A 12188-nucleotide genomic window follows, 5' to 3' on the forward strand; every position below is an offset into this window, starting at 1 on the left:
CCGACACCTATGGACACGTTCTACCGACACAGGCACGGAGGGCAGCAGATGGCATCGACTGAGTAATGGCAGCAGGCGGACTTAGATAGATCGACTTATAGCGATATTCGTTCCCGCCGACAGAACGACCGCCATGCGGGAACGGTCACACACCGGCTTACGCGCTTTGCGGTTCGGTTGCCTGTCCCTGACGCTGCTTCACCGCAGGAATGGCGGCAGGAGCCGACTCCAGTAGTGAAACATCTGCGGGGAGGCCCGCGAAGTGCAGGCTCAGCATCGCTTGGAGCCTCGCCCGAAGTGCGGGATCATCAACCTCACGCATCAAGTCGACTGCGTCCTCGGTGCGCCTGTCATCACGGAGCTTGTCGAAGAAGGCACTCATCGTGGCTTGTGCACGCTTGTCTTGAACGAAGAAGAGCGCCGCGACTGCCTCCACAACCGCACCAGCGATCAGCGGAATTACGGTCATCTCCAGGGAGCTGCCGGCAACGGACATCCCGACACCGACAAGGATCACCACGAATCCGAGTGACGCCGCTCCCAGGCTGACCCGGAAGCTGATCTTGGACTGGGAAAGACCCTGAACTGCGTACTCTTGAAGTAGTCGGTACCGTCGGTCGTCCTTCTCGGCCGCATGGCGCAGGCGTTCCAGCTCGCCTTCAAGCGCGGCAAGACGCTCGGTCGTCCGGTTGTCAGCGCCTTCCATAAGGTCACGAACGACGGATGCGATTTCGACAATGCGATCGGGCTGCTCACTTCGCGCTGATAGCCGCGCTCGTAGAGCTTCCGCTGCCACATGAGCCGATCGGCTCGCCAGCCTCTGAACGAGGACCGACGCGGCCACAGCGGCTACGCCTGCGCCGAGGCCCGCAGCCGCCGAGATCCACTCAGCCCACCCAGTTGCCATGCCGTGAGGCTATCGGGCGCAGACCTCTGTCGGGATCAACACTCTCGGCCACCGGCGTCGGCAAGCCGACTTAACAAAGGTCTGCTCTGCTCGGCTGTACTCGTGGCCGTACCAAAGTCTTCCATGCAACCAGAGGTGCCTGGTGGAGCCTAGGAGAATCGAACTGCTAACCCCCGCCTTGCAAGAAGTGATCGACTTGTCAGCGTTTGCGGCCGGATGCCCGTGACTGTTGGCAACGCACGCTTCTGCATTGCGCAGCATCGCCGCCGATCAGGCATCTCGCTGACTTTCCGCTGACGATTGCCGTCGCAGGGCCGAGCGTTGAGCTGGCATAGTCATTGCGGGCCGGTGGCAGAGCCGGGTTATTGCAGCGCCGCCCAGCCGATGCCGAGCACGCGCGGGGGCTGGGTCTGGCACGTGGGGGAAGCTGGCGTGCCAGTCCCCACCGGGGGTTCGAATCCCCTCCGGCCCGCGAGTCAAGGCCAACCGGCTACCGGTTGGCCGACAGACCTTCGCGGTGCTGCCGCTGTGGCGATCAACGCCTGGATGGCGCGCCGCTATCGAGACTGATATGCGAGGATTCGAGCGGTTAGCGTTCCTCGATCATCTTGTCGAGCTTGCGCACCAGGTCGGCATACTCCTCGGCGACCTGACGCACCTGATCGGCATCGTGCGGATCGAGTGTGTGGCGCAGGTTGGCGATGACACCGATCTGGCCCTCCCAGCGTGCCAACCGGTCGGCGTCGGGGGTCGGCCGACGCTCCTCCTGCTCGATCAGCACGGTGTAGCACACGATCGCGATTCCAAGGACGTCCAGCGCCGTCTCGTGGCTCACCGCGTGCCCTGCCGACAGCACGCGCTCCGGCGCGTTGCCGGGGATTGACTCTGTCACCGACACCTCCAGGCCGACCGGTGCGTCGTGCGGATCGTCGACCGTCTCGCTACACGATACGCAGCGATCGGCTACACCCGCCGTGTCGGGGTGTTGACCGGCCACCTGGGAAGTTCAGCATCCAAGCTGTGCGTAAGCAGATTGCAGCTGCGACGCCCGCAGATCTAGGGTGCCCCGCATGTCGCCCCTCGATGTAGCTCCTGATGACGCCTGGCTCTCGCTGTTGGGGGTGGCCCCGCAGACGGAGGAGATCTCGGGCGACGAGTACGTGCGAGAGCTGCGCTTCCCGATCACTGACACGGACGAACTGCACCTCACGTGGGATCAGACTGACCAGAGCGTCAGGATCCGGCTCAACAGCGGGACGGCGGTTGTCGTCGATCTGTTCAGGGAGCAAGCCACCCTGCTGACCGCCGAGGTGAACGGCACACAGCGGTTCATCGTGCTGAAGTACCGCGCCGAGGGGTGCACGGGAACCACCCGCGTCCAGGTGCAGCCAGCCTTCGCGATCACCGACACATTTCTCCGAACCTAACCCCACCCGCCGGGGCCATATCCCGCCCACTCCTCCGCCATCGCAACCGCGGCTAGGTCTAGCGCCGGATGCCGCTAGGTCTAGCGCTGGTGCTAGCCCCCTGGTCGGCGTGCAGCCTGCGGCCTAGTGGTCTAGCGGTGTCGTGCTGGAGTGAGCGGGAAGCGTTCTGGGCGGCTCTGGTGAGGGTTGCGGATGTCGCTGGAGATCTGCGGCCTGTGGTGCCGGTGCGGGCCGCCGCCCTCCCCGCGCGGGCCGAAGGCATGAGCGCGGGGAAGGGCGAGCGGCCACGGTGCGGCGCCTCAGCGCAGCCTTGATCCTCTAGAGAACACATCTACAACCCTCAACCTCTACACGCATGCGCCCGACGATCATGAGCGCAAGGTGCGGGACGCATTCGGTGCCCAGGCTGACGAAATGCTGACTTTTGATCTTCCGAAGCCCGCAACGGAAACTGGCCACGCGCCAGAGCATGGCGGTGACCAGGATGAGCAGTGAGTGGAGCCTAGGAGAATCGAACTCCTAACCCCCGCCTTGCAAAGGCGGTGCTCTGCCAATTGAGCTAAGGCCCCGGAGAGCGGATTCCCCGCCGGTCAGCTCAGCGGAGATCCGGCGCGGTGGTGGCCTCGTGCCACAGAGCCCGCTCGTCGTTGGCCGCCTTGAGCTTCTTGGCGACCAGCGCGACCGCTACGCCGACTCCGGCGACGATCAGGAGCTTCTTCCACATGATGAGCACCTTAACGCTCGGGAGTGGGGCTAGCTGGAATCGAACCAGCGACCTCAGAGTTATCAGCTCTGCGCTCTAACCGACTGAGCTATAGCCCCGTAAGCGACAACGAACCTTACCGCACCGATCCGGGCTCTTCCAAACCGGTATCCCCTCCCCGCGTGGCGCGCCGGCTTTCGGCTCCCACCGCAGGCCAGCCCCATCGGCGAAGATCGCTGTTTCGTGTCCGAACTTCGGGCAGGAACCCACTTCTTGACACGAACTACTGATCTTGCCCACCGCGCCACGGACGCGGGGTCGCGTGACGCGGGGGGGGACGGCGGCGCCCGGCCCCGGGCACGCCACAGCGGTCCGGGGCGAACCGCGGACCGCTGTGGCGTGGCCTGGGATCAGTCGCGCTCGGCGAGCGTGATCTCGATGCCGCCGACGAGGTCGGCGCAGACGTTGTAGATGAACGCGCCCAGGGTCATCAGCGCGGTGAAGAGCACCACGTTGATCGCGCCCAGGATGGCCGACGTCCCGATCACCGCGCTGGCGCTGATCCGGAAGCCGCCCTCGCCGCCGTTGGAGCTGAACAGGTCCGCCAGGGTGGTGTTGAGTGAGTTGAACACGCCCATCGCGTCCAGCGCCAGGTACAGCACCGAGGTGGCGACCACGATGACGACCAGCAGCACGAAGGACACGGCGAAGGCGAACTTCATCACCGACCACGGGTCGATGCGCTTGACGCTCAGCCGCGCCCGGCGCGGGCCGCGCGTGGCGGCCGAGCCGGCGCTGGTGCGCGCCGCGCGCACGGCCTCGGTCACCCGCACCGCGCCGGCACTCGCGCTGCTGACCACCGAACGCAGCGTGGACGAGCCGGCTGCCACGCGCCCGGTGGCGGTCGCCGGCCGGTCCGACGTCGCGATGGCGGCGGTCGGCTCGGACTCCGGTGCGGGCATGCCCGCGGGACGGGTGAAGCTGCCGGTCGTGGTGGTGCTGGTCGTCGCGGCAGCGGCGGTGCTGCCGGCCGGCTCGTCACCACCCACCGCGGACCGGGCCGGGGTCGGCTCGGACTGATCTGCGGGGACTGTCGCGCGGCCTACGGCCGCCCGGCCGGTCGCCGAGGCGGCGTCGCCGCCGTCCTTCTCGACCGGACTCGCCGGAGCCCCCGCGGTCTCCGACATCGCCTGTGTCTCCGTCATGCACTAGTCCTGTTCGTCCGGCTCATCGGCATTGCGGGCAATGGCGACGAGGGTTACGCCTTCTGGGAGGTCCATCAGCTTGACACCCATTGTGTTCCGATCGCGCGTCCGACGCACGGGCTTCACCGGAGTTCGGATAACTCCGCCGTTGCTCGTGATAGCGAACAGCTCGTCTTCCGGGCTGATAACGACCGCGCCCACCAGTCCGCCACGGCGTTCGGTGATCTTTGCGGTCAGTACGCCCTTACCTCCCCGGCCCTGGACCGGGTACTCGTCGATCGGGGTGCGCTTGGCGTATCCGCCGTTGGTCGCGACGAGCACGTCCATGCCCTCGCGCACCACCTCCATGGCGAGCAGCTCGTCGCCGTCGCCGAAGCGCATGCCGATGACACCCGACGTGGCGCGGCCCATGGGGCGCAGCGCCTCGTCGGTGGCGTTGAAGCGGATCGCCTGCGCCTGCTTGCTGACCAGGAGCAGATCGTCCTCCGCGGCGATCAGCGCGGCGCCGACGAGCTCGTCGTCGTCGCGCAGGTTGATCGCGATGATGCCACCGCTGCGGTTGGAGTCGAACTCCGCCAGCGCGGTCTTCTTGACCAGACCGTTCTTGGTGGCCAGGACCAGGTACGGCGCTACGTCGTAGTTCGGGATCTCGATGACCTGGGCGATGGTCTCGTCCGGCTGGAACGCCAGCAGGTTCGCCACGTGCTGGCCCTTCGCGGTGCGCGAGGCCTCCGGGAACTCGTACGCCTTCGCGCGGTAGACCCGGCCCTTGTTGGTGAAGAACAGGATCCAGTCGTGCGTGGAGCAGACGAAGAAGTGGCTGACGATGTCGTCCTGGCGCAGGGTCGCGCCGGAGACGCCCTTACCGCCCCGCTTCTGTGACCGATAGAGGTCGACCTTCGTCCGTTTGGCGTACCCGGTTCGGGTGATGGTCACCACCACGTCCTCGCGGGCGATGAGGTCCTCCATGGAGACCTCGCCGTCGAACGGAATGATCTTCGTGCGGCGGTCGTCGCCCCACTTGGCGACGATCTCGCCGAGCTCGTCGCTGATGATCTTCCGCTGCCGCTCCGGCTTGGCCAGGATGTCCTTGAGGTCGGTGATCTCCAGCTCGATCCGGGCGAGCTCGTCGATGATCTTCTGACGCTCCAGGGCGGCCAGCCGGCGCAGCTGCATGTCGAGGATCGCGGTGGCCTGGATCTCGTCGACGTCGAGCAGCCGCATGAGGCCGGTCTTCGACTCCTCCGCGCTCGGCGCGCGGCGGATGAGGGCGATGACCTCGTCCAGCATGTCCAGCGCCTTGACCAGACCGCGCAGGATGTGGGCGCGCTCCTCGGCCTTGCGCAGCCGGTACGCGGTCCGCCGCTGGATGACCTCGATCTGGTGGTTCACGTAGTGCATGAGGAACTGGGCCAGGTTCAGCGTGCGCGGCACGCCGTCCACCAGCGCCAGCATGTTCGCGCCGAACGTCTCCTGCAGCTGGGTGTGCTTGTACAGGTTGTTCAGCACGACCTTGGCCACGGCGTCGCGCTTGAGCACGAGCACCAGGCGCATGCCGGTGCGGCCCGAGGACTCGTCGCGGATGTCGGCGATACCGCCGAGCTTGCCCTCCTTGACCAGCTCGGCGACGCGCTCGGCGAGGTTGTCCGGGTTGACCTGGTAAGGCAGCTCGGTGACGACGAGGCAGGCGCGGCCCTTCTTGTCCTCCTCGACCTCGACCACGGCCCGCATCCGGATCGAGCCGCGACCGGTGCGGTACGCCTCCTCGATGGTGCTGGTGCCGACGATGAGGCCGCGGGTCGGGAAGTCCGGGCCCTTCACGATCGTGATCGCCTCGTCGAGCACGGTGGCCTCGTCGGCCTCCGGGTTCGCCAGCACCCACTGCACGGCCTGGGCGATCTCGCGCAGGTTGTGCGGCGGGATCTTGGTGGCCATACCGACGGCGATGCCCTCGGAGCCGTTGACGAGCAGGTTCGGGAAGCGCGACGGCAGGATCGTCGGCTCCTGGTTGCGGCCGTCGTAGTTCGGGACGAAGTCGACCGTGTCCTCGTCGATGTCGCGCAGCAGCTCCATCGCGAGCGGGAAGAGCCGGCACTCGGTGTACCGCATGGCCGCCGCGGGGTCGTTGCCCGGCGAGCCGAAGTTGCCGTTGCCGTCGATCAGGGGGTAGCGCAGCGACCAGGGCTGGGCCATGCGGACCAGCGAGTCGTAGATGGCGGTGTCACCGTGCGGGTGGTAGTTGCCCATCACCTCGCCGACGACGCGGGCGCACTTGAAGTAGCCGCGGTCGGGACGGAAACCGCCGTCGTACATGGCGTAGAGGATCTTGCGGTGCACCGGCTTGAGACCGTCGCGCACGTCCGGCAGCGCCCGGCCCACGATGACGCTCATCGCGTAGTCGAGGTACGAACGCTGCATCTCCACCTCGAGCCCGACGGGCTCGATGCGGCCGTGCACGCCGACGGCCTCTTCCGGCCGAAGGTCAGGAGTCTCGCTCACTGTTTAGAACTCTTTCCTGCGTATGAAGCTGAGGAAGCTGTGGATAACGCTGTGGATCTCAGCTCCACCTGTGGATAAACGAGTCGTTCATCCACAGGTGAGAGCTTCCGGAGCAGATGTCCGGACTGCGACACCTCTTCCTCGACTAGATGTCGAGGAACCGCACATCCTTCGCGTTGCGCTGGATGAACGAGCGGCGCGCCTCAACGTCCTCGCCCATCAGCACGCTGAAGAGTTCGTCCGCGGTTGCAGCGTCGTCGAGAGTGACCTGACGCAGGGTCCGGGTCCCCGGGTTCATCGTGGTCTCCCACAGCTCCGGGTAGTTCATCTCGCCCAGACCCTTGAACCGCTGGATGTCGTCCGGCTTGGCGTTCGGCTTGGTCTCCTGGCGCAGCCGGATCAGGCCGTCGCGCTCCCGGTCCGAGTACGCGTACTGCGCGTCGTCGCCCTTCTTGTTCCACTTGATCTTGAACAGCGGCGGCGACGCCAGGTAGACGTGGCCCAGCTCGACCAGCGGCCGCATGAAGCGGAACAGCAGCGTCAGCAGCAGCGTCTGGATGTGCTGGCCGTCCACGTCCGCGTCGGCCATCAGCACGATCTTGTGGTAGCGCAGCTTCTCGATGTCGAACTCATCGTGGATGCCGGTGCCCAGCGCGGTGATCAGCGCCTGGACCTCGTTGTTGCGCAGCACCTTGTCGATGCGTGCCTTCTCCACGTTCAGGATCTTGCCGCGGATCGGCAGGATCGCCTGCACCCGCGGGTCCCGGCCCTGCTTGGCCGAGCCGCCGGCGGAGTCACCCTCGACGATGAACAGCTCGCACATCTTCGGGTCGGTCGACTGGCAGTCGGCCAGCTTGCCCGGCATCGAGCCGGACTCCAGCAGCGACTTGCGCCGGGCCAGCTTGCGGGCCTGCGCGGCGGCGATGCGGGCGCGGGCGGCCTGCGACGCCTTGGTGATGACGGTCTTGGCCTCGGCCGGGTTGCGCTCCAGCCAGTCCGCCAGCCACTCGTTGCAGACCTTCTGCACGAAGCTCTTGACCTCGGTGTTGCCCAGCTTGGTCTTGGTCTGGCCCTCGAACTGCGGGTTGGCCAGCTTCACCGAGATGATGGCGGCCAGGCCCTCACGGATGTCCTCGCCGGAGAGCTTCTCGTCCGCCTTGAGGATCTTCTTGTCCGCGCCGTACTTGTTGATGATCGTGGTCAGCGCCGCGCGGAAGCCCTCCTCGTGCGTGCCGCCCTCGTGCGTGTTGATCGTGTTGGCGAAGGTGTAGACCGACTCGCCATACGACTCGTTCCACTGCATCGCGATCTCGAGGGACATGCCCTCGCCCTCGGAGCCGAACTCGACGACCGTCTTGTGGAGCGGGCTCTTGGTGTTGTTCAGGTGCCGCACGAAGTCGGCGATGCCGCCCTTGTAGCAGAACGTGACGTCGCGGACCTCGGCCTCTTCGCCCTCGGCCGCCAGCGCGCGCTCGTCGCGCAGCGCGATGGTCAGGCCCCGGTTGAGGAACGCCATCTCCTGCACCCGGCGGTAGATGGTCTCGAAGTTGAACTCGACCGTCTCGAAGATCTGCGGGTCCGGGTAGAAGGTGACGCTGGTGCCGGTGCGGTTGGTGGGCTCGCCCTTCTCCAGCGGGCTCGGCTTGGAGTGGTCGTAGCGCTGCCGCCAGACGAAGTCGTCCTTGTGGATCTCCAGGTCGATGCGCGTGGAGAGCGCGTTCACCACGGAGATGCCGACGCCGTGCAGACCGCCGGAGACCGCGTACGCCTTGCCGTCGAACTTGCCGCCGGCGTGCAGCACGGTCAGCACGACCTCGACCGTCGGCCGCTTCTCCACCGGGTGGATGTCGACCGGGATGCCGCGGCCGTTGTCGACGACGCGCACGCCGCCGTCCTTGGTCAGCGTGATGGAGATGGTGTCGCAGTAGCCGGCGAGCGCCTCGTCGACCGCGTTGTCGACCACCTCCCACACGAGGTGGTGCAGGCCCCGCTCACCGGTGGAGCCGATGTACATACCGGGCCGCTTGCGTACCGCCTCCAGGCCCTCCAGAACGGTGATCGATGATGCGTCGTAGTTGCTCTGGCTCTTCGGCGCTGCCACTCTCAATCCCTCCTCCGCCGCCGCAGACGGCGGGGACAACAACTCAGCCCTGCAAACCGCGTTCGGCATACCCACTCGTCCGCGGCGCAGGCTTCGCGGGGATCGGCGTACGCAGGACGGGGGTGATGCACGTCGCAGGACCGGACGGACCAGCGTCGCGCGGGACAACCCACCGGTGTCGCGTACACGGTCCACCCAGTGTTCTGCTCTCGCTCACGATCCTACTGGGTCGCACAGACATTCGCCGCACGCGGCACCCGTAGCACGCCGTTTCGAGGCCCTCACAGCCCCGTAGCCGCCCGAACGGCTCCGGTCGCAACTCCCCCCACGCGCCTGGCGCTCCCGTGGCCGGTAGCGCGAGAGCCCAGAAGGGGCGGTTCGGAGGGTCGCGCAATGTCCCCGCGATGCCGTAAGTTGCGCACGGCCTGGAACTCACGCGCTTCGAGAGGCTGACATGGGTCTGGACAACGTCGCGGTGCAGTGGCCTCGTACGGGTCGCTTCTACGACCCCGTGGCGCCCGCGGAATTCGTCGACTTCGCCGATCTCGCGGAGCAGCCGAGCACCGCCGCCCCCACGGCGGCGCTGGCCGGTCACATCGCCCGCACCGGCACGGTGCGCGCGACCGCGTACACCGAGGTCGTCGACCTGCTGCTCGGACTCAAGGGTGTGCTGTACGCCACAGAGGCCGCCGAGGAGGACGAGGACCCCGTCATCGACCCCGACGGCTGCGCCTGGATCGCGGGCGGCCTGGAGAAGTTCGTCGCCGGGCACACCCCCTTCGGCGCCACCGTCACCTTCGACAGCGTCGCCTCGGTGCTGCGTGCCGCGCTGACCGATTCCCGACTCTCCGAGCAGCAGCTGCGGTGGCTGGACCAGCGCCTCGACGCGCTGCGCGAGGAGACCGACGGCGACCCGCAGTGGAGCTTCCCGCTGTCCGAGTTCGCCGTGCTGGCCCAGTTCTACCGCCGCTGCGCCGACCGCGGCTTCGCGGTCTACGCCGAGTCCTGATCCTCGCCGCTGCCGGCCGGGCCGTTCTCCACAGGTCCGACCGCCGGCCGCGGGGCGCCCCGGCGCCGCAGCACCCACCACAGCGCGAACGCCACCACCACGACGGTCGCGGCACCGGCCACCAGCGCGGCCACCGGCACGTCGCTGTCCAACTCGACCTCCGGCGCGGCCCCGAGCACCCGGTTGCCGGCGCACATGCTGGTCAGCCCGTCTCGGCTGTAGATCAGATACCGGGTGCCCTCGACGAAGTCGAACCCGCAGCTCGGCCCCTCGACCGGGGTCCGCACCTCGACGTGCCCCGCGGCCGTGCCCTTGTCCACCCGCTCGACGGTTAGCCGGGCCGTCATCAGGTCACCGCTGGACATGCTGAACGCCGGGCGGTCGAGGTCGACGACCACGCCGACGAAGACGAGATCCGCCCAGGCCGCGTTCTTCACCGGGTCCGGCTCGGCGCAGCTGCACGCGCACGCCGGGCTCGACGGCCCCAGCACCAGCACCGACGACATCACCGCCAGCGCCGCGAGATATCCCCACACTCTCCGCATGGCCATCAGACACCCCACCCCCGCCCGAGGTTCCCGCCCGTCCGTGCCGTGCCGCGCCGTGCATGATCGTCCGACTTGCCTGGCAGGTGGGCGTATCTTGACCGCCCATTCGCCCATGTGCCTGGCAAGTCGAACGATCATGAAGTGACCGACGGCGGGCGGCTCAGCCGTACGTATCCCCGGGGCCGGTGCCGCGGACGCGTTTGCGGCCGTGGGACCAGGAGGGGGCGGCGGGGCCGTGGATGTGGAGTTTGGTGACGACGTTGTTGCCGACGGTCCCGGCGATGCGGGTGAGGATGGTGCGGGCGAGCAGCCGCAGCTGGGTGGCCCACGCGGTGGACTCGGCCTCGACGGTCAGCTCGCCGTTCTCCAGCTTGACCGGGCGGCTGTGCGAGGCGATGTCGGGGCCGACGCACTTCTCCCACTCGCCGAACACGGTCGCCTGGGCGGTCGGGCGCTGCCAGCCGCGTGCTTTCATCAGCCGGGCCAGCACGTCACCGACCTTCGCCGGGTCGCGCGGGTCAGGCCCGGGGCCGGAGTAGCCGCGCGGCCGGAAGCGCTGACCGCCCTCACCCTTGGCGCGGGCCTCGGCCGCGGCCTGGGTGCGGGCGGCCCGCCGCTGCAGCGCCGCGTCCAGCGCGGCGCGGGCCAGCTCCGGACCCTGCGGTTCCGGCGGGGGTACGCCGTCAGGCACGGGACACCTCCCCCGGTGCAACGAGATAACGCGCGCCACGTAGCGACGCGGGCACGTCGGCCTCCACGGCACACGTGATGATCACCTGGGCGGCGTCGCCGATCAGGTGGGCGAGCCGGTCCCGGCGCCCGGTGTCCAGCTCGGCGAAGACATCGTCGAGGATCAGCACCGGCTCGATGCCGTCCGCGCGCAGCAGCGCGTACCCGGCCAGCCGCAGCGCGAGCGCGTACGACCAGGACTCGCCGTGGCTGGCATACCCCTTGACGGGCAGGTCGCCCAGGCGCAGCACGAGGTCGTCGCGGTGCGGGCCGGCCAGCGTGGTGCCGCGCGCGATCTCGTCGCCGCGCACCGCCTCCAGCGCGGCGAGCATCGACTCGGCGGTGGGTTCGGGCACCGAGGCGCGGTACTCCGCGACGGCCTTGCCGACTCCGGCGCTGACCTGCTGGTAGGCGTCCTCCAGGTACGGCGCGAGCTGCTCGACGAGGGCGAGCCGGGCGCGTAGCAGCTGCGCCCCGTGCTCGGCCAGATGCTGGTCCCACACCTGCAGCGTGCTCAGGTCACCGCGCCCGCCGCCGACCTTGCGCGCCAAGTACGCCGTGCGGAGCAGGGCGTTGCGCTGCTTGAGCACCCGCTCGTAGTCGGCACGCACCGCGGCGAACCGGGGCTGCCGAGCGGTGAGCAGGTCGTCGAGGTAGCGGCGGCGCTGGTCGGGCTCACCCCGGACGAGGGCCAGGTCCTCCGGCGCGAACAGCACCAGCCGCAGCGCGCCGAGGATGTCGCGCGGGCGGCGCGCCGGGGAGCGGCCCAGCCGGGCCCGGTTGGCCTTGCCCGGCACGATCTCCAGCTCGACGAGCAGCTCCCGGCTGTCGTGCACGATCGCGCAGCGGATCACGCCGGTGGCCGCGCCGACCCGGACCAGCGGGGCGTCGGTGGACACCCGGTGGCTGGCCAGGGTGGCGACGTAGCCGAGCGCCTCGACCAGGTTGGTCTTGCCTACGCCGTTCGGGCCGATCAGCACGTTCGGCCCCGGCTCGAGGTCGACGCCCACCCGTGGGTACGAGCGGACGTCGACGAGTTCGAGCCTTCTGACGTACACCG

The 12188-nt window shown here is 68.3% G+C and carries 11 protein-coding genes and 3 tRNA genes; 3 read left to right on the plus strand and 11 right to left on the minus strand.

The window, feature by feature from the left end; all coding sequences use genetic code 11:
• Window positions 1–157 precede the first annotated feature (157 nt).
• A complete protein-coding gene (locus CS0771_RS06520; RefSeq protein WP_212840208.1) occupies window positions 158–907 on the minus strand; it encodes a hypothetical protein in 750 nt (249 codons plus the stop codon).
• 342 nt (window positions 908–1249) lie between these two features.
• Here CS0771_RS06520 and CS0771_RS06525 point away from each other — a divergent pair.
• Window positions 1250–1379 (plus strand) — tRNA-OTHER (locus CS0771_RS06525).
• Window positions 1380–1496: 117 nt separating this feature from the next.
• Here the strand turns inward: CS0771_RS06525 and CS0771_RS06530 are convergent.
• Complete coding sequence (locus CS0771_RS06530) at window positions 1497–1904, minus strand: hypothetical protein (RefSeq protein WP_212840209.1); 408 nt, start codon at window positions 1902–1904, stop codon at window positions 1497–1499.
• A 73-nt stretch (window positions 1905–1977) separates the two neighbouring features.
• Between CS0771_RS06530 and CS0771_RS06535 the strand changes: the two genes are divergently transcribed.
• Window positions 1978–2334 carry a hypothetical protein gene (locus CS0771_RS06535; protein WP_212840210.1) on the plus strand — a complete coding sequence of 119 codons (357 nt, stop codon included), beginning with the start codon at window positions 1978–1980 and terminating at the stop codon, window positions 2332–2334.
• 496 nt (window positions 2335–2830) lie between these two features.
• Here CS0771_RS06535 and CS0771_RS06540 read toward each other — a convergent pair.
• The 6 genes from CS0771_RS06540 to gyrB form a co-directional block, all read right to left on the minus strand.
• Window positions 2831–2903: transfer RNA gene (locus CS0771_RS06540), tRNA-Ala, on the minus strand.
• A gap of 26 nt (window positions 2904–2929) precedes the next feature.
• Window positions 2930–3058, minus strand: coding sequence for a DLW-39 family protein (locus tag CS0771_RS06545; protein ID WP_212840211.1), 129 nt, complete (start codon window positions 3056–3058; stop codon window positions 2930–2932).
• A 24-nt stretch (window positions 3059–3082) separates the two neighbouring features.
• Window positions 3083–3156: transfer RNA gene (locus CS0771_RS06550), tRNA-Ile, on the minus strand.
• A 291-nt stretch (window positions 3157–3447) separates the two neighbouring features.
• Complete coding sequence (locus tag CS0771_RS06555) at window positions 3448–4242, minus strand: DUF3566 domain-containing protein (protein WP_212840212.1); 795 nt, start codon at window positions 4240–4242, stop codon at window positions 3448–3450.
• Between the two features lie 3 nt (window positions 4243–4245).
• On the minus strand, window positions 4246–6741 hold the full coding sequence (gyrA, locus tag CS0771_RS06560) for a DNA gyrase subunit A (protein WP_305834471.1): 2496 nt from the start codon (window positions 6739–6741) through the stop codon (window positions 4246–4248).
• Window positions 6742–6886: 145 nt separating this feature from the next.
• Window positions 6887–8842, minus strand: coding sequence for a DNA topoisomerase (ATP-hydrolyzing) subunit B (gyrB, locus tag CS0771_RS06565; protein ID WP_203757306.1), 1956 nt, complete (start codon window positions 8840–8842; stop codon window positions 6887–6889).
• 454 nt (window positions 8843–9296) lie between these two features.
• Between gyrB and CS0771_RS06570 the strand changes: the two genes are divergently transcribed.
• Window positions 9297–9851, plus strand: a complete 555-nt coding sequence (locus CS0771_RS06570) for a hypothetical protein (protein ID WP_212840214.1) — start codon at window positions 9297–9299, stop codon at window positions 9849–9851.
• Here the strand turns inward: CS0771_RS06570 and CS0771_RS06575 are convergent.
• The 3 genes from CS0771_RS06575 to recF form a co-directional block, all read right to left on the minus strand.
• Complete coding sequence (locus CS0771_RS06575) at window positions 9836–10402, minus strand: hypothetical protein (RefSeq protein ID WP_212840215.1); 567 nt, start codon at window positions 10400–10402, stop codon at window positions 9836–9838. The two genes, CS0771_RS06570 and CS0771_RS06575, sit on opposite strands and share 16 nt — an antisense overlap.
• Window positions 10403–10559: 157 nt before the next feature.
• The gene (locus tag CS0771_RS06580; RefSeq protein WP_371821552.1) at window positions 10560–11117 is read right to left on the minus strand and encodes a DUF721 domain-containing protein; all 558 of its coding nucleotides are present in this window, start codon (window positions 11115–11117) and stop codon (window positions 10560–10562) included.
• Entirely contained in the window at window positions 11083–12186 is a 1104-nt protein-coding gene (gene recF / locus CS0771_RS06585; protein ID WP_212840217.1) for a DNA replication/repair protein RecF, read from the minus strand. Before recF ends, CS0771_RS06580 begins: the two co-directional genes overlap by 35 nt.
• Between the last annotated feature and the right edge of the window lie 2 nt (window positions 12187–12188).

Source organism: Catellatospora sp. IY07-71 (assembly GCF_018326265.1).
Lineage (GTDB): Bacteria > Actinomycetota > Actinomycetes > Mycobacteriales > Micromonosporaceae > Catellatospora.